This is a genomic window from Labilibaculum euxinicum (genome assembly GCF_963678175.1).
GTDB classification, from domain to species: Bacteria; Bacteroidota; Bacteroidia; order Bacteroidales; family Marinifilaceae; genus Labilibaculum; species Labilibaculum euxinus.
In genome coordinates, this window is sequence record NZ_OY782756.1 from 607,481 (window position 1) to 631,223 (window position 23,743).

Sequence of the window (23,743 nt, forward strand, 5' to 3'; positions counted from 1 at the left end):
TATCTTCCTCATTATTAATTACTAATTGTTAATTATTTATATTTCGCAGATAACTCATTCACAACGGATTTCATGATATCCTGTGCTTCCTGAGTATATTTTCCCGATCCCAGCTCAGTTAACACAGCTTTGTGCTTCATAGCCATGAAATCAAGAAATTCAACTTCAAATTCTTTTACTTTATCTACAGGAACATTACGCAATAATCCTTGTGATCCGCAGTATAAAATAGCTACCTGCTTATCAACGGTGTAAGGTGAATATTGTCCTTGTTTTAAGATTTCCACATTCTTTGAACCTTTATCTAAAACAGAACGGGTTGCAGCATCCATATCAGAACCAAACTTGGAAAAAGCCTCTAATTCACGATATTGAGCCTGATCCAGCTTCAAAGTACCCGCTACTTTCTTCATTGATTTGATCTGAGCATTACCACCCACACGAGATACCGAGATACCTACATTAATTGCAGGACGAATACCAGCATTAAAAAGATCTGATTCCAAGAAAATCTGACCATCGGTAATCGAAATTACATTGGTTGGAATGTATGCTGATACATCACCAGCCTGAGTCTCGATAATTGGAAGTGCAGTCAAAGAACCTCCTCCTCTGATAATCGATTCACCATTCTTATCCTTAGCATTTTTCATGCTCTCAGGCAAGTCATTCATCTGACGGGCAATCTCATCTGAATTAATGATTTTAGCCGCACGTTCTAACAATCTTGAGTGCAAATAAAATACATCACCTGGATATGCTTCACGCCCTGGTGGACGGCGAAGCAGCAGAGAAACCTCACGGTATGATACCGCTTGTTTCGATAAATCATCATAAATAATCAATGCAGGACGACCTGTATCGCGGAAAAACTCTCCAATAGAAGCTCCTGCAAAAGGGGCATAAAACTGCAATGCAGCCGGATCAGCTGCTGTTGCCATCACAATAACCGTATAGGCCATTGCTCCATGCTCCTCAAGTGTTCTGGCAATATTTGCTACAGTAGAACCTTTCTGTCCTATAGCTACATAGATACAATAAACCGGCTCTCCTTTGTCGTAAAATTCTTTCTGATTGATAATGGTATCAATTGCGATTGCTGTTTTACCGGTTTGACGGTCACCAATGATTAACTCACGCTGTCCGCGTCCAATCGGAATCATCGCATCAATCGACTTTAATCCTGTTTGCAAAGGCTCGGTTACCGGCTGACGATAAAGTACCCCGGGAGCTTTACGTTCCAATGGCATTTCGTATGTTACACCCTTTATTTCCCCTTTTCCATCAACAGGTTCACCAATGGTATTAATTACACGTCCTAACATTCCCTCACCGACATTGATTGAGGCAATTCGCTTGGTTCGTTTTACAACATCACCTTCTTTAATTCCTTGAGTTTCTCCCAAAAGAACAGCTCCGACATTGTCCTCTTCGAGGTTCAATACAATACCTAAAACGCCATTTTGGAATTCAATCAACTCATTGGATTCAACGTGCGATAAACCGTAGATGCGGGCGATACCATCCCCAACTTGCAATACGGTTCCGACTTCTTCCAGTTCTGCTTCGGTTTTTAATCCTTGTAATTGCTGCTTTAGGATTTCCGAAACTTCTGCAGGTTTAATACTAGCCATATTTAATTTTTATTTAGTCAGAGTTTAATCCGATTTGAAATTCTATTTCATATGATTTGAAAGCAATTCGCGCTTAATTAAATTCAACTGATTGCTAACACTCGCATCCAGTTGCTGATCTTCAATTCGAAGCACAAATCCACCAATAATCTCTTTATCAACCACCTCCTGCAATTCAATTCTTGCATTGAAAGATTTTGAAAGTAATTCACTCAATTTGAGATTGATTTCCTTCTCAATAGCTGATGCAGATGTAAGTGTTGCTGATAAAACCCCTTTATCTTTACGACACAATGACAAAAAATTTCGGGAAATATCCTTTAGATAAATTTCACGACGATTTTGCACCACCAAATCTAAAAAATTAAGACTGACCGGATTTATTTTATCACCAAATATCAGCTTAACCGAAGTTCTTTTCTGAGAAGTTTTAACAACAGGACTTTCAACCATAAGCCAAAATTCAGGCATTGTTTTACAAACCTCATCAACCAGCTGAATATCTTTAATTACGGACTCAATTAAGTTTTCCTCTTTTCCTAATTCAAAAAGAGCTTTGGCATAACGAACCGAGATTTTACTTTCGTTCATATTCTTTTAGATTATTAGATGTGAGATCTGAGATTCAACGAGATTCCCATCCTCTCATTTACTAATTCAACTTTACTTCGTCCATTAACTTTTTGAAGTAATCTTTTTGCTGCTGATCATCAGCAAATTGCTGACGGAGAATTTTCTCTGCTATTTCAACAGAAAGAAGTGCAACCTGAGCTTTAATTTCATTCAAAGCTGCGGATTTTTCACTCTCAATGTTTATTCGTGCCGATTCTATTACTTTATCAGCCTCAAGAGTCGCTTTTTGTTTGGCTTCACTAACCAATTTACTGCCCATCTCTTTTGCCTCTTTAAGCATTGCTTCACGCTCTTTTCTTGCCTCCTGAAGAATTCTTTCATTATCGGCCTGTAATGCCGCCATTTCTTCTTTGGCACGCTCAGCAGAACAAAGAGCTTCTTCAATAGAGTCTTCCCGTTCTTTTAATGCACTTAATATCGGTTTCCAAGCAAACTTTTTCAGGATAAATAATACAATGGCAAATGCCAAAAGCATCCATATAAAAGTTCCTAATTCAGGTGTTACCAAGCCCATGTTATTCTATTTTAATTCACTTAAAGTGATGTTAACATCCAAATAGATTCCACAATTTGCCGCAGACAATCTCTTATGGCAAATTGTGGATAATGCTATTACAATACGATAGCCAACAAACAGATGATAATCGCAAAAAATGCAGCACCTTCAATAAGAGCCGCAGCAACAATCATGTTTGAACGAATATCTCCAGAAGCTTCTGGTTGACGAGCAATACTCTCAAGAGCACTACCACCAATTTTACCGATACCAATACCAGCACCAATGGCAGCTAAACCAGCTCCAAATGCAGCACCCATTTTGGCAATGCCCATACTTGCCGCAGCCTGAAGAAGAATTGTTAATGTAATCATAGCGTTTTTAATTAATTGATAAAAAACTATTAAAGCTCCCATTTTTGGGAGTAGATAAATTCTTAATGATGTTCTTCTGTTGCCATACCAAAGTAAAGCGCAGAAAGAAGCGTAAACACATAAGCTTGAATTAAGGCTACCAACAGCTCAAGCATATCCATAAATACAACAAAAAGTACTGAGACAACTGAGGTTCCGTATCCTAATCCCGGACTAATCTGTCCAAAGATGAAAATCAAACTAACAAAAGCCAAAACAATCATATGACCTGCAGTAATGTTGGCAAAGAGTCGAACCATTAAAACAAATGGTTTTGTGAAAACACCCATTACCTCAACCAAAGGCATCAAAGGTACAGGAAACTTTAACCACCATGGTACACCTGGAGTGTTCACAATATGTTTCCAATACGATTTATTTGCATTCACTGATGTAATTACAAAAGTAAACAATGCCAATACCATTGTTATGGTAATATTTCCAGTGACATTTGCACCTCCCGGTAAAAATGGTACCATTCCCATTAAATTATTCAACCAAATAAAAAAGAAGATGGTTAACAGATAAGGCATGTATTTTGCGTATGTCTTTTCTCCAATGGCGGGTTTAGCAATCTCATCCCGAATAAAAATTATAATTGGCTCAACAAAAGACTGAAGACCTACAGGAGCTTTTCCTTTTCTTCTTGTATACGATTTGGCTACAGAAATAAATACCAACAACAGAATAACCATACTTATCAGCATGGCGACAACATTCTTAGTCATTGAGATATCAAATGGACGTACTTCATGTCCGTTTACCATTTCAACTACTTTTCCTCTGTATTCACCTTCACTGGCAATCGAAAATCCTTCATAAGCTGAATGTCCGTGATGAAAATTACTGGACATGAACATGTGAAATCCGGAATGCTGAGAGTAAACAATCACCGGCAAAGGCATGGTTGCATGAAAATCACCAACACTAAAAACATGCCAATCGTAGGAATCAGCAATGTGATCCATTATAAAATTTCCTGGCTCAAACTTTTCTTTTTCATGTGTTTCTTGAGAAGCAGGTTCCGCATGCTCATCTCCAGAGGCAAAAACCGGAATAACATTTAATGCTAAGAAGAAAATCAACAGAAATCGATGAATATTTTTCATACGTAAATGACTTACTTTTTACAACAGATACCAAATACCTTGGCTTGAGGCAAAATCAACTGATTTGGATTTTATTCAATCTGTTTGGTTAAAATGTTAATTCAAAACAAATTGCATTAACAATATTTTCAGGAATGATTACTCATTCATTTATTACTTACTTTTTAAACTAAAAAACTACAGGTTTTTAATTTGACTTCCAAATTTAATAAAAAAACTATTGCATTCGGCTTTTTAAAATCATTTAACATTTCCAGACCTTAGTGTATTGGATAAAGATACAACATCATAAGTCGTATATACTACGTAGCAAAATCCAAAAAACAGGACGAAACTCAATGCCTGTGAACGATCCAATAAAACATAAATGATGACAAAACTTAGGTGTGAGAATAATTTTATTCCAAACCATGCCATATAATTTGTATTGAAAACCCGGGGATTATTCTTTGCGGATTTAATCAATTTATAATGCTGAAAGGAACTTATCAGGAAAAAGTACAATATAACGAAAGGAAACACATAATTGAACCATGGTTTTAACAGAGTCAAATACATCAGAACCGAGATGACTAACAGTGCTCCGGAAATAACTCCTAAGTTTCGAATGTACTTTTTAAATGATTTTTCCATATTCGAATTTATATGCGTCCGATTATTTTTTTAACAAATCTTTTAACGCAAAATATAAGGATAATACAACACCTCCAAATGCTCCGATGATTGTGAATAATGGAAATTCATTTTCCAAATACTTATCTAACTGAAACCCTCCAAATAACACCAAAAGGATGATGGCAATCATTTGAAATGCCAGACCAGAATATTTTGCCAAACTGGTCGTTTGTTGTTTTCGCTTTTCGAAGGAGCTTTTGTGATTCTCTTTACTTTTTTTCATCTTTTTTTGGAGCTGGCTCACCCATTTTACAGGATCCGGTAAATTTGGCTCCTGGCTCAACAGAAATTTTATCAGTAGTAATATTACCTAAAATTACTGCTGAATTTTTTAAATTAACCATTTCTGAAGCAAAAATATTGCCTTCTACCATTCCTGAAACATCAATTGTTTTACAATGAACATCTCCTTGAATTTTACCGGTATTTCCGACAACAACTTTTCCATTCACCTTCATTTTCCCGTTCAGGAATCCATCAATTCGAATATCTCTTGATGCTTGAATATCTCCGGTTATGGATGTTCCATCGCAGATCAAATTTACTGCGGTTGACTGTACTTCGTTGTTTTTGCTCATTTTATCTTTTTTGCTAAACATGTTAATATCATATTGAATTTATAAATCTGAGTGGATAAATATTGCCAACACTTATGAAACTGATGTCATCACCATAAAGCAGTTACAGATACACGAATTTCATCAGCAATAGTAAATCAACTCAATTTTATAAAAAAAAGTATTTTCGAATTAAAAAAGAGCTTACGGCTCTCTTTGCAAGCCATACAAATATAAAAATTTGGTTGAAGAAAAACCACTCTTTTAAAATGATTCCAAGAAAAAAGGCCTCCCAATTGGAGGCCTGATTATATTTTCACTTAATTATTGTTTTATTTAGGATTGTAACCCCATTTCAAAAGAATTGAGCCCCAGGTAAACCCAGCCCCAAATCCTGAAAGGATAATGTTATCACCTTTACTCAATTGGTTCTCCCACTCCCATAAACACAAAGGAATTGTTGCAGAAGTAGTGTTTCCGTACTTCTCAATATTGATCATTACTTTCTCTTTTGCCAATCCCATCCGTTTTGCTGTAGCTTCGATAATACGGTTATTCGCCTGATGCGGTACTAACCATGCTAAATCATCAGCAGTCATATTGTGTTTTTCCATCATTTCAACGGAAACATCAGCCATATTGGAAACAGCATGCTTAAATACATGATTTCCCTCCTGATAAATGAAATGCTCGCGGGCATCAACTGTTTCATGACTCGCCGGTTTGCAAGATCCACCAGCTTTTTGATGCAGATGTTTTCTACCAAACCCTTGAGTATGCAGTATCTCATCGATAATGCCAATATTTTCAGTAGTTGGCTCCAACATTACTGCTGCAGCGCCATCTCCAAATATAGGGCAAGTCTGACGATCTGTATAATCAACGATTGATGACATTTTTTCAGCACCAACAATTACCACTTTCTTATACATTCCCGATTGAATGTATTTTGAACCTGTTACCAATGCGAATAAGAATCCCGAACATCCGGCATTTAAATCAAAACTAAATGCGTCATTAATTCCCAGTTTATCGCTAATTATATTAGCTGTTGCCGGAAACTGCATGTCAGGAGTTACTGTTGCACAAATCAACAAATCTACATCCTCAGGAGAAGTATTGGTTTTTTTCAAAAGCTCTTCAACAGCTTTAGCTCCTAAATCTGAAGATCCTTTTCCTGCGCCTTTTAGAATTCTTCTTTCCTTAATACCAATACGAGTCATAATCCACTCATCGGTTGTTTCAACCATGGTGCTTAATTCCTCATTGGTAAGAACATAGTCCGGAACATAAGCTCCAACACCTGTTATTACTGCATTAATTTTTGACATTCTTCTAGCTTACTTAGTGTTTATCAGATAGATTCAGCGTTCTACTTACACAAAAATCCCATTCTAAACAAATTAAACAGATACCGAATTATACTTCAACAAAAAATGATTGAAACAATTTAATAACTCCGGAATTTGCAAAATGAAACTGTATAATAAGCAAAATTGCTCCCAAGTAAGACCTGAGGAGCAAATTTACATATTGCGTTTAACCTAAATAACTTGACTTAGATTATGCTGTAACTTTCTTTTCGATCGCCAATTTACCTCTGTAATAACCGCATTCAGGGCAAACAGTATGATATTTAACAGTTGCTCCACAATTTGAGCAAGATGCTAAAGTAGCTGGAGTAGTTTTAAGATGAGTTCTTCTCTTATTTCTTCTCTGCTTCGACGTTCTGTGTTTTGGATGTGCCATTTTTCAACCTATTTAACTAATTATTATCAATCAATTTTCTTAAATCATTCCATCTTGGATCGATGATCTGTTCATCGTTCACCGAATGGTCATTCAATTTTTGAATCATTTCTTCATTACAAGTACTATCTCCATCTTCATCTTCCGGATGAACAAAGCTTAAAGGCAAGCTAAGTGAAAACAGTTCATAGATGTAATGTGCTGTTTCCAGTTCGTTTACCGCTTCTGAAATCACAATAACATCATCAGCCAATTCTTCGTTTTCCTCTCCAAATTTCACATAAACAGAGCTTTCTCCGCTCACCTCCATGTCAAATAGTTCGAGACAACGATCACAGGCCACATTCATTTTACCTTCCAATTCAATAGTAAGAGTCATAACCAAAGTTTTCTTCTCCAGTGTTACTTTCACTGAGGCATCAACCTGATATGCATCTTCCTGTTGAAAATGCTCAAAGAATTCCTGATCAATGGTAAAATTGAATTCATGCTTACCATCTTTCAATCCTTTGAAAGGAATCGTATATTTTGCTAGATAATCCAAAATATTCTAATAAAACTTTGCAAAAGTATAAAAATTAATCATACGTTTTCATAAATCTCAACATCTTTTTTCGGCAATCTTAACCAATTATTAAACTGAATTACAGTTTCAATGATAAAACTCCCTTGAAAACGGGCTGCAAAAATAGGTAGTTATTTGTTGGTTTCAAAAAAAAATCAGCTATTTGAAAATCAAATGGTTCAATTTAAAGGTAAAATAATCCTAAACACCGCACCGTTGCCCAATTCTGAGCTAACAACAAAAATTTTTCCGCGGTGATAATTTTCAATAATTCGTTTCGAAAGAGATAATCCAAGCCCCCATCCTCTCTTTTTTGAGGTAAATCCTGGCTTAAAAATAGTCTTAAATTGATTTCTTGCTATGCCTTTACCGGTATCGCTGATATCGATTATTAGTTGATTTGCTTTATTCGAAACTAAAAATTTCAAACTCCCCTTGCCTTCCATCGCATCAACCGCATTCTTCGACAAATTCTCTATTACCCAAGAAAATAACTCTTTATTTAATGGAACAACTGCATTCTCCACATCAACACCATCTAAATTAAAATCAACCTTGCCCGAAGTTCTCTTTTTTAAGTATTCGATACTGCTGCTAAGTACATCCAAGATGTTTGTAAACTTTAAAACCGGCTTTGAACCAATTTTTGAAAAACGTTCAGCGATTACCTCTAACCGATTAACATCTTTTGCCATTTCGAGAGATAATTGAGGATCAATCTCACCGGATTTAATCAGCTCCATCCAAGCCATTAAAGAGCTGATAGGTGTTCCCAACTGATGAGCTGTTTCTTTTGACATTCCGACCCAAACCTGATTCTGTTCAGCTGATTTTGAATACGAAAAAGCCAAAAATGCAATCAGAATAAATGTGATAATTGCTCCCAATTGAACAAATGGATACCAGGCCAATCGCTTTAAAAGACTTGAATCGTCGAAATAGATGTAGTTTTTTCCATTTACAAGCTCTATTTCAATAAAATGGTTATCATCCTTCATGTCCTGAAGTTTCTCCTTTAAAACCTCATCTTCATTCCTTTTCGGGAGTTTAATATTTCTATGATCAACGATATTTCCATCATCATCAATAAGAATAACAGGAATGGTTTCATTCTGTTCCAAAATACGGTTAATCAGAGAAACATCCTGATCAGGATTCAACTGCAGACTCCGCATTCCTTCGGCCCACAATTCAATTTTTTTCACCTCTTCGTTAGCTAGTTTTCCAACTAAATTATTGGTATAAAGAATTGAGCCAAAAACGATTATTATGGCAATCAGTAAAAAATAAAATTTCCAATGCCTGTTTTTCAGATAGATATCCAAGATTTTCGAGTTCTAAGGTTTCACATAAAGGTAACGACAAATCTTTTGATTTCTTATCTCAAAAACTACTTCTTTAAGTTCGAGTAAAACTCAAGTATGGCTTTCGCATTCTCTTTAGGATCATCTTTTTCGAGTGCAATAGAATAAATGGTTTGCCCTTTTCGTTTTTGCTGACCGTGGAGGTAAGCTTTGTCGTAGTAGGTTAAAGTAATATCTGCAACAGTATGAAAATCGCCTTTATCAAGGCTTTCCAAAGCGTTTTTCACATTCAATCCGCCTAATCTTTTCTCAATTTTTAAAACAAGTTCCTTTAAATCAGCAATATCGAAACATGCATATTCCCTCACCAATCTTTCAATTCGCTCGATTTTCGGAATATCCATTTTAACAACATCAGCTTTTCTCATTCTAAGAAACAGTTGCTCGTTAACCCAAACAGCACCAACAGAGTTGCTTTCATCTTCAATCCAGATGGTCTTATCAAAATCGAAACCAGACCAGATTTTAGCCAGTTCATTTTCAAAATTCTCATTGGTTGGTTGATCAGCTTGTCCCAAGGCTCCAAACACCGATCCTTTATGATTTGCAACTCCCTCTAAATCGAGAACCTGATGTCCCATTTTTATCATTTCATGCAAAACTTCCGTTTTACCGCTTCCAGTCATTCCACCCAAAACAATAATCTCCGCTTTCCGGAGAAACTGCTCTCGATTATACGCTCTGTAAGCTTTGTAACCACCCTTTAACAGATAAACTGTAAATCCGGCAGTCTCGAACAACCAAGCCATGCTTCCGCTTCTCATTCCGCCTCTCCAGCAGTGTATCAATATTTTTCTTTCGGGAGCAATTTTTTTTGCTTGCTTTACAAAACGAGCCAATTTTGGCCCCACCAATTCCAAACCTAATAATACAGCTGAATCCTTTCCTGCTCTCTTGTATTTGGTCCCTACTACAACTCTTTCTTCATTGGTGAAAATTGGAAGATTCTGAGCTCCGGGAATATGACCTGTCTCAAATTCTGCAGCAGTTCGAACATCAACCATAGGTACTATTTTACCCATTTCAAGAAATTCCTTAGGATCAAGTATTGTAGCCATTTATTCGTTCCATATTAATAAAAAATAGCACGTAGTAATTACGTGCTTATGTCTTAAAATCGTTTTTACAATTCCTGTATTTTCTAAATTCTGTATTTACTGTCCTCATCTTCCATGATCATCCCCAGATAACTTTCATATCTGGTAATACAGATTTCTCCAATTTCGACTGCGCCTTTTACAGCACATTTTGGTTCATGCACGTGGGTACAGTTGTTGAATTGGCAATGCTTAGAAGTTTTAAATATCTCTGGAAAAAAATGAGACATTTCTTCCTTTTCCATATCAATAGTTCCAAAACCTCTAATACCTGGAGTATCGATTATATAACCCTCAAAATCCAATTCGAACATTTCTGAAAAAGTTGTGGTGTGCTTCCCTTGAGAATGAGCTTCGGAAATTTCTCCAGTTTTTAGATCCAGACCAGGTTGTATCGCATTTATTAAAGTTGATTTTCCAACACCAGAGTGCCCTGAAAGCAAATTTATTTTGCCTTTTAAAGCTTCTCTGATAATATCCAGATGGGTTCCCTTCTTCGCAGAAATTTCAAAACACTTGTAGCCTATTTTTTCGTACGTATATTTTAGTTCCGCTAAACGTGTTATATCATTTGGACGATATCTGTCAATTTTATTAAAAATAAGATTCACAGGAATTCGATATGCCTCGGCAGCAGCTAAAAAACGATCAATAAAAGTTGTCGTTGTCAACGGATAGTTGACAGTAACAATTAAAAATGCCTGATCGATATTTGCCGCAATAATTTGACTGTGTTTTGACAAATTTGATGATTTACGAATAATATAATTCTTACGATCGTGAATCTTCACAATTACATTCGCCTCATTTTCTTCTTCAAAATCTACTTTATCACCAACCGATATAGGATTGGTTGTACGAATGCCTTCCATTCTAAACCGCCCTTTTATCCGGCAATTATGGATTTCACCATCGTTGGATTTTACGGTATACCAACTTCCTGTCGACTTGATTACTACTCCTTCTTTCAATGTTCTTATTTTTATTACAAAAGTAGTTGATTTGAAGTAATTTTAGGCAATCGTATTGCATTTTCTGAATTTTTAATTTATCTCTTATCTGAATTTATCCTTATCAGGGTTTTCTTTTTTTTATCTTTATTCTCTTCAAATAAAAACATACGCTATGCGAAAAATAATAAGTTACAATGTAAATGGAATTCGAGCCGCCCTCGGAAAAGACTTTATTGGATGGCTCAAACAAGAAAATCCGGACATCCTTTTAATTCAGGAAACAAAAGCTCAGCCAGAGCAGATAGAAACTCATCTTTTTGAAGAATTGGGATATCATTGTTACTGGTTTTCTGCTGAAAAAAAAGGATACAGTGGTGTTGGTATCCTGACTAAAGAAAAGCCAGACAGTGTGGTTATTGGCGTTGACAACCCAAAATATGATATTGAAGGAAGAGCAATTAGAGCTGATTTTGGAGATGTTTCGGTTTTTAGTACATATCATCCATCAGGAACAACCGGCGGGCCACGACAGGATTATAAAATGGAATGGTTGGCCTATTTTCACGATTATATTAATGAACTTAAAAAAGAAAGACCAAATTTGATTATTGGAGGCGATTATAATATCTGTCACAAAGAAATAGATATTAGTAACCCGGAAAAGAAGAAAGGTGTTTCGGGATTCCTACCTGAAGAAAGAGAATGGGTAAGCCAATTTATTGACAGTGGTTTTATAGACAGCTTCAGAGTATTCGATCAATCACCGGATAAATATAGTTGGTGGAGCTACAGAGCTGGTTCCAGAGGGAAGAATTTGGGTTGGAGAATCGATTACCATATGGTAAGCGAACCTCTTCGCGAGCTACTAAAAGGAGGATCGATACTAGCTGATGTGATTCACTCGGACCATTGTCCTATTGTTGTTGAAGTTGATTTTTAATATCACCGATATAAAATACTATCATCCCGGGAAGGTTTTCCTTTTCGGGATTTTTATTTTTAAATTTGATCCTGCACTTGTTTCTATAATCTATAGAAACATTAACAATCCTAACTGTTGCAGCAATTGATTGGATGACACGCGGACATGGATAGCAAAATTAGACTGTTTTGTCAATCCTACTCAAAACTAAAGCAAGCGGTTGAAGCAGATTCAACCGCTTTAAATATATCTTCTAAAATTTATTTCAACAAAAAATTAAAATCATCCTTTGGACTCAATTCGTATGCTTGAACATTATTTTTAAAGATCCGGCAGTTGAGTTTACCAATCAAATTAATTTTCCCGTTTTCTACCAAGAACATACTACCCTCTCTTAAACCTGCAACATACATATCAGTATTTACAACCATAAATTCATTAATACGATCTTCGCGTGTTTCTCCTCCATGACCATCAGGATTTTTATCTAAATAGTGTGGGTTAATCTGAAATGGGATTAAATTAAGTGCATCAAATCCCAAAGGATCGATGATTGGCATATCGTTCGTGGTTTTAATCGTGGGGCAAGCCAAATTTGAACCTGCACTCCAACCGATATATGGCACATTTTCACTGATAACTTTCTTGCGGATTGCCTTCGTCAGGTTGTTTTTATGCACCAAATGCAGCATATTCCATGTACTTCCACCACCTACAACAATTGCTTCAGCCTCTTCAACAGCCTTTACCGGATCTTCGAAATGATGAATAGAAACAATATCATGGCCAACTTCATTGAACTTAGCCTTTACTTTGGCTTCATACTCGTCGAAAGAAACAGTCACTCCTGCGTAGGGGATAAATAAAGCCTTAACCGGCTTATCGCCTAAAAAATCTTTGATGTTGTTTTTAGGATAGTCTAAATATTCCTCCCCGGCCATCGTGGAGTTACTTATTAATAATAATCTCATTTGCGCTGAATTTAGTTTATGTAGATGTGAATTATCTGACCTAAATTTAGACATTTACAAATGAAATCAGGGTCTCCTTTTTCACAAATTCACTAAATTTCTCATCACTCATCGGTCTGCGGGGAATGATAAACGAAAATGTGCTGCCCTTATCAACTTCACTTTCTACCATCATTTCGCCATGATTTTTCACTAAGAAATCCCTGCACAAAGTAATACCCAGACCTGTACCTTTCTCATTAGCAGTACCATCAGTCGTTTTTCCCTCGTAAATATTCTCAATCTGATCCGGCATCATTCCAATTCCATTGTCAATCACCGAAATTTTAACAAAATACTCTCCAATCTCCGATTTAACTTCAATAATTCCTCCTTTATTGGTGAATTTAATTGCATTTGAGATCAAATTTCGCAGAACTGTATTAATCATATTCCAATCGATATACACTTCTACTGAAGGATTGGTACTTGCAATTAAACGAATGGACTTAATTTTTGCTAACTCTGCCGACAAATTTATATTTGAATTAATTATCGAACTGGCATCAACCATTTGTAAATTAGCAGATATTGTAGATGTTTGATTTTTTGCCCAAAACAACAGATTTTCAAGCAATTCGAATGAATTATCCGCAGAATGAAACAAAGATTGCAAAAATTCTGTTTTATCTTCTTCAGACAGATCCAATTCCTTGTCGGTAAGCATCATTCGTAATCCATTACTAATGTTGCCAATTGCTCCCCGCAAATCATGGGCAATTAAGGAAAACATTTTATCCTTGGTTTCATTGGCTGTTCTAAGCTTATCTTCACTCTCTTTAAGCCTTTTCATTGCTCCTATTAACTCCTCCTGATGCTGACTTACCAGACGATTACGCAGGTATAAAAGCTCATTGTCCTTCAGATTATTTCGGTACCGGAAAGTGAGAAGAAATATAACCACAAGTAGTAAAAGTAGAATCAGTAAACCAATGGTATACTGACGGTTAATTTCCAATTGTTGTGTTTGATTCTCAGCACGAAGAGCCTGATTTTCCTGATTTTTAATGTTTTCCATGTGCCTGGAATCCAAATCATCGATTTTATTTGATAAATGCTCCGACGCAATAGAATCCTGATAAGATTGAAGATTTTGATAGGCAATTACTGAATTCTTATAATCGCCAAGTTTTGTATAGTAAAGCGAAAGATATTTGTAATAATCCCGAAGTAATCTTTTCGATTTTAATTGTTTGCCAACCAGATAACCTTTGTCAAGATGATGTTTTGCTTTGATGAGATCGTTATGATGGAGATATAAATCACTCATATTCAATTCAAAAACCCCGGTTTTATTGTTTGGTCCATTTGATTTATAATAGTCAACAGCCTCATGATAAGTTCGAATAGCTTTAAGAGTATCTCCCATTTCGGTATACAAACTGCCAATATCATTCAATAGTTCTCCAACGATGGATCTGTGCGAAATTTCTTTCCCAAGTTTCAGTCCTTTCTGTAAATAATCAATGGCCTGATCATAATCTCGAATTGACTGATAGTAAACACCAAACATATTCAGACATCGGGCAATTCCCACCTTATCATCCAGTTGCTTATAAATAGTGTTGGCTTCCTCTGTGTAATTGTATATTTTGTTGATTTTCCCAGATTGGTAGTAAACAGTAGCCAATTGGTGACTGATATCAGCAACTTCCTTTTGGTAATCATGATTTTTCGCAAAACGATATGCCTGCAGTAAATAATCCAGCGAGAAATCATACTGATTATCCTTATAGTAAGCCGTTCCCAAATAAAACATGGCTTTCACTATTTCCTGATCATAACCAAGACTTTGAGCCGTCGCTAGAGCTCTGGTAGCTATTTCAATTCCTTTTCCAGGTTCAGTATCCCAATATGCCCGGCTCATCTCCAATAATGTCTCCAATTTTTCCTGACCAAACACTTTTGTATAGCGATTATTCAAGCTATCCAAATTTGTCTGAAAATCAGCAAATACAGGCAGAGCAAGGAAGATAGAAAAAAAGCAAATTAAAAGCTGGAATTTTCTTTTCATGTCGCTAATATACTATTTTTAAAGCACATAATTCAACACTCGTCAAAGCTCAAAAAGCAAATGAATAAAAATGCCGGATTCATCAAGTATCCGGCATAATAATATTTATATATCAGTAGTATTCTAAAAACTCACCAAGGTAATTCCAACTGTAAAAGGCACTAATTCCGGACCTTTATTATATTCGAATAAATCGGTTAATCCATAGGTAGCAAAAAAGTTCAGTGAACGATAGCCAATGCGAGCATGAGCTGCACAACGCAGAGTGTTCAGGTTAAAATCGTCGTGATCTTTATCTTTGTGCATATTCCCGTTCGATTTGTATTTCACTTTTGTATGAGAACCAATTCGTAATCCACCCACTAATCCAGCCGACATGTGAACTCTTCGGGATTTGTACTTAACAGGAATTTGAAACTCTAACAATAAAGGTACAGTTAGGTACAAACTGGTTAATTTGCTTTTTTTGATGTTCCAGTCAGGATCAAAAGCAATTGGTTCAATTTTTCCGGAACCATCATTGGCTAATGTTATATTTTGATCGAAACGGTAATTGTTCCATTCCAATCCCATACCAGTCACCAAACCAATGGTGTTTCTTTCCTTTTGTAAACTAATATCATACTGAAGAAAGTTTAAGTTAACGGCAAGTGATTTGGCCATATCTAAATCCATAAAATCCTTCTGATCATCGAGATAATCACCATAATACTCGTCAGCAAAACCATTTACGCCCACTTCAAAACCTGCCCAATGTCCTCGAAAACCTTTCTCCTCTTCAAGAAAAAACTTATCCTGATTAGCATCCCAAGGATTTACCTTCTGAATTCGGATTCTGGTTCCGTGCCAGCCGTCAATAATATTAATCTGCTTTCCGCCAAGTCGGATTTTTGTAGTGTCTCTGTCCTCTTCAAAACCTACTTTGCCAATCTTACCAATTTTAGCTTTAATCCCTTTGTCATCCTCAACGACTTTTACTAAATCTTTTTCGAGAAATTTAACTTTTGTAGTGTCAGCGGTCGTTTCCCATGATTGAGTTTTAACAGTTTCTTTTTTCTCTGATTTCTTTTTTTGGTTCGACCACGAATCTTCAATTAAAATCTTCTTCTTGATTGTATCTGTTTTTAAGGTATCAGCAACTTCCTGGGCGTTACTTCCAAATACAAGCACAAAGGCCATACATAGCAAAAATATTTTTTTCATCATTTTATAATTTTCTTGTTACTATCAGGTGGAACTTGCCAATTATAAATCATCATTCGTATAGAGTTAATGATAATTTACTCTTGGGCGTTTCATAATGGTATATTTATCTTATTTCTATGGGTAAGACGAAGTGGTGAATGAATAGTTACAGGCTTATTTAATTGTTTTTGAAAAACCGATGCCTGCAGTATTAAAATCTAATCGCGTTTTCTCTGTAGCAGAGTCATACTTCTTCTCCAACTGAACATTTTTCCCTGCAATTTCGCCCAATTTATCGACGCCATATTTCGCAATAGCATATAAAACAGAGTTTTGAGCTTTCTTTTCGGGCACACTTGATTTCCATGACATACCCAATTGTGCAAGTCCGTTATTTTGAGTGCTGATTTCAGTATTCTCTTCTTTGGGAATATCCAGTTCTATCTTTGGATCTGCAGAATTGGCTAATGCAATGAGTTCTGCATCAGCAGAAAGCACCACAGGTTCAACTCGCTTAAACACCTTTTCTATATTTTCAACTTGTTTTTCATCTTCCTGACTATCTGTTGTCTGCGCCTGTCCTTTTTCAACAGAATATTTCTTCTCTGGCTTCACAATCTCTTGTTTGGGAGTTGCAATAGCCTCAACATCAATTGCCTTTTCAGTTTTATTTGTCTCCTTACTTTCCGTAATTGCAGTTTCTACCTTAGCCGTAATTTTCTCTTCATTTGATTGATTGCCTTCAAATTGATACAAAATACTCCAAAGTGAAAAAAGCAGAACAATTGAGGCAGCAACTCCAACTCTTGAAGAATACCGCCAGTAAACAACTTTACGGGAACTTCTTTTCAGCTTTTCCTTATCGGTGAAAACAAGACTATTATCAGCATGTAAAATCGTTTTTTGATAAATCTGATTCTCGTAATGAAAGGACTTGTTCTTTTCCAGAAAAGTATCGAATGCAATTTCATTTTCAACCGACAAGTCTCCTTCTAGCCGGGCAATACAAAACTCATCAAAACTTTCGCGAAAAGGAATTTCTTTTAATGATTTTAAATCAATTTTAACGCAGTCTTTAGTAAAAACAGGACACTCCATCTCCTCCAATTCTAATTTTAAATCTGGATTTTTGGTTAAAAAATCTTCCAACGCGACAATCTGAAGGGAACTTAACGTTCCTTCCAAATAATCAAGGAAGAATTCCTCGTAGTTGTATCGGGTTATTTCCCTCATCTCCTATTCCTTATACTATTGATTCAATACTTCCAATGTAATTCTTCAAATGCATTCTTGCCCGATAAATATAAACTTTCACCTGCGACTCAGTTAAATCAGTAATTTTTGCAATTTCGGTGTAAGAATATCCTTCGTAATCGCGCAATAAAATTACCGATCGCTGAACCTCCGATAATCTTTTCAAGGCATCATCAAGAATCTCACTTAAATCTGAATAATGCTCTGAATGCGAATAATCCCGAACATCCACATTTTCAAAATCTTCTTTTCTTTTCTCCCGTCGAATCAAATCAATCATAGTATGATACGCCGTTGTGTACAAATAAGATTTTACTTTCAGAGAATTCACATTCTCAACATTTCGCCATAATTTCTCGAAACTATCCTGCACAATATCCCTCGCTTTATCCTCATCTCTAATGTTTTTGAGGATAAAACGAAACATTCCATCAGCATGCTGATCTACGCTTATATTGTATTCGTCCAGGTTCATATTTAGTGGCAATCAAATGTATGACGCATACACCTAAATTAAAGTTACAGCCATTTTTTTATTATCTTCGATTTCCGAAACCATTTTTAGTATAATCTGCAATTTGAAATTCATCTCCGAAGATTTTAAAAATTCAATTCCTAGTGAATTACTAAAATTAAAATATCAATTGATATGAGAAAATTATTTTTTGCTTTAGCTGCATTTTCCATCCTGATTTCGTCTTGTTCCAAACCTCAGGATTCAAAAAAACAGGAAAATAATCAGAATGAACATTTAGTAATGGCTACTCTTTGGTTTCAAAGAGCTTCGGAGTGCCGAGCATTGTATTATCAGGCATTTAACATGGCTAAACTTTCGTTGGATAATCAATTATTAACCAAGAGTGATAATACAAAACCCAAAGCTGTTGTTGTTGATATTGATGAAACCGTTTTAGACAACAGTCCTTTCGAAACCAATTCGATTCGCAGCGGCAAAGCATTTACACGCGCAGCCTGGAAAGAATGGACAGATATGGCAAAAGCTTCAGCTACACCTGGCTCTTTGGAGTTTTTAAAATATGCAGAATCAAAAGGCGTTGAAACATTTTATATATCCAACCGTGATACTTCGGCTTTGGCTAAAACCATCGAGAACCTTAATGAGTTAGGATTTCCCTTTGCAGATAAAAGGCATGTGTTACTAAAAACGAAAACAAGTATAAAAACCGAACGCAGAAACAAAGTACTGGAAACTCATGAAATTTTAATTCTTGCCGGTGATAATTTAGGTGATTTTGATGAGTTTTTGGAAGACAGATCAACTGACTTTGGCTTTTCGAAAGTAGATGAAAGGCAGGCCGAATTTGGACAACGATTTATAGTTCTTCCCAACCCAATGTATGGTTCATGGGAGAAAGAGGTGCTGAAAAGTGAGAAAAAATTAGATGGATTTGAAAAAGAGAATCTGCGCAAAAAGCAATTAATAGGTTACGAAGAACTCTAAACAAGATTATAAGCCCGATAAAATTTCGGGCTTTCTTTTTGGCTGGAAATATATCTCCACGAAAAATAAAATTATCTTTGTAAAAATCAATCAAATAAGTTCCTGATATAGTATGTCGCAAAATAATTCACACCTTTTACTTGTGAACAAGATTCCTCTAAATGATTCATTGATCCAATCAGGCAATGAATTAAAGGATTCCATTATTTTTCTTCCCGCGCAGCAAGTATCAGCAAAACAAACAGGAACAGCAGCAGATTCTGTTCCATTCACTAATCCGGGAATCAGAATCCCAATTGATTCTTTACTGATTTCAGACAGCATCCCAATAACTGAAAAAGATTCCACTGTACAAGTAGTCCGTGAGAAAGGAGTTCTAATTGCTTCTCATAAAAGCGACTGGATGGCTGGTGTGCTTCTATTTGCATTGATTTTAATGGCAATCGTAAGATTTTCATTTAGCAAATTCCTGCTCCGGGTATTCGATTCAACAATCAACCACCAAACTTCGTCCAACCTTTTGTTGGAAAAAAATATGAGAAACTTAAGAGGTTCAATTTTCTTAAACCTCCTTTTTTATGTGAATTTCACCCTGTTTATCGTACAGTATCTTGTTTACATCCTTTCGCTGAACCATGAGAACAACAATATTGTTTTTTTCCTCTATTGTTTTGTCGGATTAGTGGCTTTATACAATGTCAAATTCATCTTCATCAGATTTATTGGATATATTTTTAACGGGATTAAGGAAAGTAAAGAATATTTACACACAGTATCTATTTACAATAAAAATTTAGGGGTAATCCTCTTGCCCATCACTATTAGTGCGCCATTTATAGCACAACACTCTGTACCAATGCTATTAAATTCGGGTCTAATTTTAACTCTGATTTTTTATGTATTCCGACTATCCAGAGGTTTAAAAATATTATTTCGCCAACATGTGTCAATATTTTATATGATTTTGTACCTTTGTGCACTGGAAATTTTGCCCTTGCTAATGATTTACAAACTGTTGTATCTATTGGTATAGGTCGGTTAATAAATTGTCGAACTAAACTCTACTATTTTGAAAATCAAGACGATACTGGTTTCGCAACCAAAACCACAAACTGAAAAGTCCCCGTATTTTGATTTGGCCGAAAAATATAATTTAAAAATTGATTTTCGACCTTTTATTCAAGTTGAAGGAATTTCAGCCAAGGAGTTTAGACAAGAAAGAATCAATGTATTGGATCACACAGCTGTAATATTTACTAGTCGTACAGCAATTGATCACTTCTTTAGAATTTGTCAGGAACTTAGAATTACTGTGCCCGATGAGATGAAATACTTCTGTATCTCAGAATCAACGGCTTTTTATCTTCAGAAATACATTGTTTACCGCAAAAGAAAAATCTTTTTTGGAGAAAAACGATTTGAGGATTTAATGGAAATTATTTTGAAGCACAAAGGAGAAACATTTTTAGTTCCTCTTTCGGACATTCATAAACAATCCATTCCTGAATTGCTTACTAAAAGCAAAATCAAATATTCCAAAGCTGTTCTATACCGAACTGTAAGCAGTGATTTGTCGGATTTAGCAAATGTGAATTATGATGTATTAGCCTTTTTCAGTCCTTCAGGAATTGCATCTTTGCTCCAAAATTTCCCTGATTTTAAACAAAACAATACACTTATTGCTGCATTTGGACCTTCTACATCTGATGCTGTTACATCAAATAACCTAAGACTTGATATTCAGGCTCCGATGCCGCAGGCACCATCTATGACGATGGCTCTTGATCAGTTCATTAAGAAATTTAATAAGGAGAATAAATAGATATTATCTCTAAAAAATTCAATCAAACAAAAAAAGGGGAAATTATTCCCCTTTTTTTGTCGATTTTTGTAATATATGGTAGATATGAATCGCTTCACATTTAAAAAGGCGGAAAGACTGACTCATAAAATCCTTATTGGAAAACTTTTTTCTGAGGGAAAAGGATTTATTTGTTACCCTTTTCGTGTTGTATGGAAAGAAGCGAAACTTAATTCGGAATTTCCGGCACAGGTAGCCATAACAGTATCTAAACGAAGTTTTAAAAAGGCAGTTACCCGAAACTTGTTGAAAAGAAGAATTCGTGAAATTTACCGCCTCAATAAGGGAGAACTATATCGTGAACTCGAGTCCATCAATATAAACATTGCTTTTATGCTCGTTTATCTACCTAAAACAATTCTTACAACTTCCGAAATGGAAGACAAGTTGATTAAAGCCCTTAAAAGATTACCAAAAGAATATGAAAAGCATTCTCAACTTTCTGAAAAAAGTGATTCTGTTCATCATGATACTTCCGATTAGGTTTTATCAATACGCAATTTCACCCCTTACCCCTTCTGCCTGCAGGTATCATCCTACCTGTTCAACATATGCCATTCAGGCTCTTAAAAAGCACGGCCCTTTTAAAGGCACTTATCTTGCTGTAAAAAGAATATTTTCATGCAATCCCTGGGGCGGACATGGCCACGATCCTGTACCTTAGACATTTTTTTTTTGCAAAAAAACAAATTCACAACCAGGTATTTAGAACTATTCTTAATAATCTGGCGTATACAGATTTTATTCCATTTATTATTTCCCTTTTCTCACTGAATTCAAGTGCCGTAGGGTTAACAAATGTTAAAGTCAATTATTTTAAAAAGGGAATAATTATATTTGTTTTAACCTACATATTATTTTATTTCTTCTAATTTGTAAATTCGTGCGTTAGGGATAGCAAAAGCTAGGCTGCGGGGAGAGTTATTTTAAGTATCAATTTAAACAAAAACATATGAAGCTTCGAAAAAAATCGGGAGCCATCTGGTTACTTGCTGTGTTACTGTTTTGCAGTGCAGCTTTCTGGGGGTTTAACAGAGACGAGAGAAATTTTGAGATTAGCAAAAATTTAAACATTTACTATACTTTATTTAGAGAATTGAATCTGTTTTATGTAGATGAAATTGATCCGGGTGACTTGGTGAAAAAAAGTATGGACGCCATGTTAAGTACTCTTGATCCTTACACAACTTACATTTCTGAATCAGAAATTGAAGACTTTAAGTTGATGACCACCGGCGAATATGCCGGTATTGGTTCATTAATCAGCAAACACAAGGATGAAGTAATTATTGCAGAACCTTACGAGGGATTTCCTGCTTTTAAGGCTGGTTTAAAAGCAGGTGATGTATTGCTTGAAATCAATGGTACACCGGTATCAAAAAAGAGTACTGACGATGTAAGCAGTCTGTTAAAAGGACAACCGAATGTTCCTCTTACAATTAAAATAAAGCGACCTGGTGATGATAAAACAATGGAGAAGAAATTGGTGCGTGAAAACATCCAATTAAAATCAGTTCCCTACTACGGAATGGTTTCTGATTCAATTGGATATATTCTTTTAAATCAATTTACAGATAAAGCTTCAGGGGAAATTAAAGCTGCTTTAAAAGAGCTTAAAGAACAAAATGCAAAATCTATTGTTCTCGATTTGAGAGGTAACCCGGGAGGTTTATTGGATCAGGCAATTGAAATTGTGAACCTGTTTGTGGACAAAGGTGAAGATATTGTTAGCACCAAAGGAAAAGTGTCGCAATGGGATAAGTCTTACACAGCCACAAAAACACCTTTTGATGCCAAAATTCCAATTGCGGTATTGGTAAACAGAGGATCAGCGTCGGCGTCGGAAATTGTTTCAGGTGCCATTCAGGATCTCGACAGAGGTATTATAATCGGAGAAAGAACATTTGGTAAAGGATTGGTTCAGACGACAAGAAATTTGACCTACAACGCCAAATTAAAGGTGACTACAGCGAAGTATTACATTCCTAGCGGAAGATGCATTCAGGCACTCGATTACAGCCATAGAAACGAAGATGGAAGTGTAGGAAAAATTGCTGATTCTTTAATTACAGAATTTCACACTAAAAATGGACGGTCTGTTTATGATGGCGGTGGTGTTCTTCCGGATTTGAAGATTGAATCGGAAAGATACAGTAGCTTAAGCATTAACCTGATTCGTCACTTCCTGGTTTTTGATTACGCAACTTTGTATGCAAACAGCCATGATAAAATAGCGGGCGCGAAAGAATTTAAAATTTCGGATCAGGAATTTGAAAAATTCTCTAAATACATTAAAGAACAGAAGTTTGTTTACGAATCGGAAAGTACTGAAATTCTGGATGCTCTTAAAAAGTCAGCTAAAGAAGAAAAGTACTTTGATATCTCAACCAATGAGTTTGATGCTCTTACGGCAAAGTTAACTCCTAACCTAGATCGCGATTTAACACGATTTAAAGATGAAATCAGCGACTTGCTGGCACATGAAATTATTAAGAGATATTACTACCAAAATGGTGGTATCGAATACAGTTTAAAAGAAGATAAAACTCTTTTAAAAGCCATTGAAGTGCTTCAAGATAAAAATGAATATCTGGGTATTTTAGATGGAAGTATCGGTTTGCATGCTTTAAATAAGTAAAAAGATTACTTTTAAATTGATATCAAAAAAGCTCATTCTTTTCATTGAAAGAATGAGCTTTTTCTTTGCACGGCATTACTACCAAATTAACATCAAAATTGATCTTATAAAATAGTGCTCCTAGAATCAAGTCATACCCTGACAAGAACGGC

At 35.7% G+C, this 23,743-nt stretch carries 26 protein-coding genes; 7 read left to right on the forward strand and 19 right to left on the reverse strand.

Annotated elements, in window-relative coordinates; all coding sequences use genetic code 11:
• Positions 1-32: 32 nt before the first annotated feature.
• The 13 genes from atpA to rsgA all read right to left on the reverse strand — a co-directional run bounded on the left by atpA (position 33) and on the right by rsgA (position 11,263).
• Positions 33-1,634 (reverse strand): F0F1 ATP synthase subunit alpha, encoded by a 1,602-nt coding sequence (gene atpA / locus ACY0M5_RS02720; RefSeq protein WP_461630738.1) that lies wholly within the window; start codon positions 1,632-1,634, stop codon positions 33-35.
• Between the two features lie 42 nt (positions 1,635-1,676).
• Positions 1,677-2,225, reverse strand: coding sequence for an ATP synthase F1 subunit delta (gene atpH, locus ACY0M5_RS02725; RefSeq protein ID WP_461630739.1), 549 nt, complete (start codon positions 2,223-2,225; stop codon positions 1,677-1,679).
• 61 nt (positions 2,226-2,286) lie between these two features.
• A complete protein-coding gene (locus ACY0M5_RS02730; protein ID WP_124993348.1) occupies positions 2,287-2,781 on the reverse strand; it encodes a F0F1 ATP synthase subunit B in 495 nt (164 codons plus the stop codon).
• 98 nt (positions 2,782-2,879) lie between these two features.
• Complete coding sequence (gene atpE / locus ACY0M5_RS02735; protein ID WP_156194809.1) at positions 2,880-3,137, reverse strand: ATP synthase F0 subunit C; 258 nt, start codon at positions 3,135-3,137, stop codon at positions 2,880-2,882.
• A 62-nt stretch (positions 3,138-3,199) separates the two neighbouring features.
• Entirely contained in the window at positions 3,200-4,285 is a 1,086-nt protein-coding gene (gene atpB / locus ACY0M5_RS02740) for a F0F1 ATP synthase subunit A (RefSeq protein ID WP_461630740.1), read from the reverse strand.
• 655 nt (positions 4,286-4,940) lie between these two features.
• Complete coding sequence (locus ACY0M5_RS02745; RefSeq protein WP_124993346.1) at positions 4,941-5,183, reverse strand: AtpZ/AtpI family protein; 243 nt, start codon at positions 5,181-5,183, stop codon at positions 4,941-4,943.
• The gene (locus ACY0M5_RS02750) at positions 5,170-5,538 is read right to left on the reverse strand and encodes a bactofilin family protein (RefSeq protein ID WP_124993345.1); all 369 of its coding nucleotides are present in this window, start codon (positions 5,536-5,538) and stop codon (positions 5,170-5,172) included. The genes ACY0M5_RS02745 and ACY0M5_RS02750 overlap by 14 nt, the downstream gene beginning before the upstream one ends.
• Before the next feature lie 311 nt (positions 5,539-5,849).
• Entirely contained in the window at positions 5,850-6,848 is a 999-nt protein-coding gene (locus tag ACY0M5_RS02755) for a beta-ketoacyl-ACP synthase III (RefSeq protein WP_124993344.1), read from the reverse strand.
• A 232-nt stretch (positions 6,849-7,080) separates the two neighbouring features.
• Positions 7,081-7,266 carry a 50S ribosomal protein L32 gene (rpmF, locus tag ACY0M5_RS02760; protein WP_101311674.1) on the reverse strand — a complete coding sequence of 62 codons (186 nt, stop codon included), beginning with the start codon at positions 7,264-7,266 and terminating at the stop codon, positions 7,081-7,083.
• Between the two features lie 16 nt (positions 7,267-7,282).
• Positions 7,283-7,810, reverse strand: a complete 528-nt coding sequence (locus tag ACY0M5_RS02765) for a YceD family protein (RefSeq protein WP_461630741.1) — start codon at positions 7,808-7,810, stop codon at positions 7,283-7,285.
• A gap of 200 nt (positions 7,811-8,010) precedes the next feature.
• Positions 8,011-9,156 (reverse strand): sensor histidine kinase, encoded by a 1,146-nt coding sequence (locus tag ACY0M5_RS02770; RefSeq protein ID WP_156194804.1) that lies wholly within the window; start codon positions 9,154-9,156, stop codon positions 8,011-8,013.
• 65 nt (positions 9,157-9,221) lie between these two features.
• A complete protein-coding gene (gene mnmH, locus ACY0M5_RS02775) occupies positions 9,222-10,253 on the reverse strand; it encodes a tRNA 2-selenouridine(34) synthase MnmH (RefSeq protein ID WP_461630742.1) in 1,032 nt (343 codons plus the stop codon).
• An 83-nt stretch (positions 10,254-10,336) separates the two neighbouring features.
• Positions 10,337-11,263, reverse strand: coding sequence for a ribosome small subunit-dependent GTPase A (rsgA, locus tag ACY0M5_RS02780; RefSeq protein ID WP_124993340.1), 927 nt, complete (start codon positions 11,261-11,263; stop codon positions 10,337-10,339).
• A 154-nt stretch (positions 11,264-11,417) separates the two neighbouring features.
• Between rsgA and ACY0M5_RS02785 the strand changes: the two genes are divergently transcribed.
• Positions 11,418-12,185: an exodeoxyribonuclease III gene (locus ACY0M5_RS02785; protein WP_124993339.1), complete on the forward strand. Its 768-nt coding sequence runs from the start codon at positions 11,418-11,420 to the stop codon at positions 12,183-12,185.
• 242 nt (positions 12,186-12,427) lie between these two features.
• Here ACY0M5_RS02785 and pepE read toward each other — a convergent pair whose 3' ends face one another.
• The 5 genes from pepE to ACY0M5_RS02810 form a co-directional block, all read right to left on the reverse strand.
• Entirely contained in the window at positions 12,428-13,138 is a 711-nt protein-coding gene (pepE, locus tag ACY0M5_RS02790) for a dipeptidase PepE (protein ID WP_461630743.1), read from the reverse strand.
• A gap of 46 nt (positions 13,139-13,184) precedes the next feature.
• A complete protein-coding gene (locus ACY0M5_RS02795) occupies positions 13,185-15,191 on the reverse strand; it encodes a tetratricopeptide repeat-containing sensor histidine kinase (protein WP_461630744.1) in 2,007 nt (668 codons plus the stop codon).
• A 123-nt stretch (positions 15,192-15,314) separates the two neighbouring features.
• The gene (locus ACY0M5_RS02800; protein ID WP_160463479.1) at positions 15,315-16,394 is read right to left on the reverse strand and encodes an outer membrane beta-barrel protein; all 1,080 of its coding nucleotides are present in this window, start codon (positions 16,392-16,394) and stop codon (positions 15,315-15,317) included.
• Between the two features lie 156 nt (positions 16,395-16,550).
• A complete protein-coding gene (locus tag ACY0M5_RS02805; RefSeq protein WP_461630745.1) occupies positions 16,551-17,609 on the reverse strand; it encodes a hypothetical protein in 1,059 nt (352 codons plus the stop codon).
• Positions 17,610-17,619: 10 nt separating this feature from the next.
• On the reverse strand, positions 17,620-18,105 hold the full coding sequence (locus ACY0M5_RS02810) for an RNA polymerase sigma factor (RefSeq protein ID WP_124993334.1): 486 nt from the start codon (positions 18,103-18,105) through the stop codon (positions 17,620-17,622).
• Positions 18,106-18,279: 174 nt separating this feature from the next.
• Here ACY0M5_RS02810 and ACY0M5_RS02815 point away from each other — a divergent pair, with 174 nt between their 5' ends.
• Positions 18,280-19,092, forward strand: coding sequence for a 5'-nucleotidase, lipoprotein e(P4) family (locus ACY0M5_RS02815; RefSeq protein WP_461630746.1), 813 nt, complete (start codon positions 18,280-18,282; stop codon positions 19,090-19,092).
• Positions 19,093-19,182: 90 nt separating this feature from the next.
• Here the strand turns inward: ACY0M5_RS02815 and ACY0M5_RS02820 are convergent, their stop codons facing one another.
• Entirely contained in the window at positions 19,183-19,440 is a 258-nt protein-coding gene (locus ACY0M5_RS02820; RefSeq protein ID WP_461631703.1) for a hypothetical protein, read from the reverse strand.
• 55 nt (positions 19,441-19,495) lie between these two features.
• Here ACY0M5_RS02820 and ACY0M5_RS02825 point away from each other — a divergent pair, with 55 nt between their 5' ends.
• From ACY0M5_RS02825 to ACY0M5_RS02845, 5 genes are all read left to right on the forward strand, one after another.
• Complete coding sequence (locus ACY0M5_RS02825) at positions 19,496-20,125, forward strand: DUF4271 domain-containing protein (protein WP_461631702.1); 630 nt, start codon at positions 19,496-19,498, stop codon at positions 20,123-20,125.
• 36 nt (positions 20,126-20,161) lie between these two features.
• Positions 20,162-20,914: a uroporphyrinogen-III synthase gene (locus tag ACY0M5_RS02830; protein ID WP_124993331.1), complete on the forward strand. Its 753-nt coding sequence runs from the start codon at positions 20,162-20,164 to the stop codon at positions 20,912-20,914.
• A gap of 84 nt (positions 20,915-20,998) precedes the next feature.
• Positions 20,999-21,436: a ribonuclease P protein component gene (rnpA, locus tag ACY0M5_RS02835; protein WP_101311683.1), complete on the forward strand. Its 438-nt coding sequence runs from the start codon at positions 20,999-21,001 to the stop codon at positions 21,434-21,436.
• The gene (gene yidD / locus ACY0M5_RS02840) at positions 21,420-21,617 is read left to right on the forward strand and encodes a membrane protein insertion efficiency factor YidD (RefSeq protein ID WP_231610292.1); all 198 of its coding nucleotides are present in this window, start codon (positions 21,420-21,422) and stop codon (positions 21,615-21,617) included. Before rnpA ends, yidD begins: the two co-directional genes overlap by 17 nt.
• 288 nt (positions 21,618-21,905) lie before the next feature.
• The gene (locus tag ACY0M5_RS02845; protein WP_461630747.1) at positions 21,906-23,591 is read left to right on the forward strand and encodes a S41 family peptidase; all 1,686 of its coding nucleotides are present in this window, start codon (positions 21,906-21,908) and stop codon (positions 23,589-23,591) included.
• Positions 23,592-23,743: the final 152 nt, after the last annotated feature.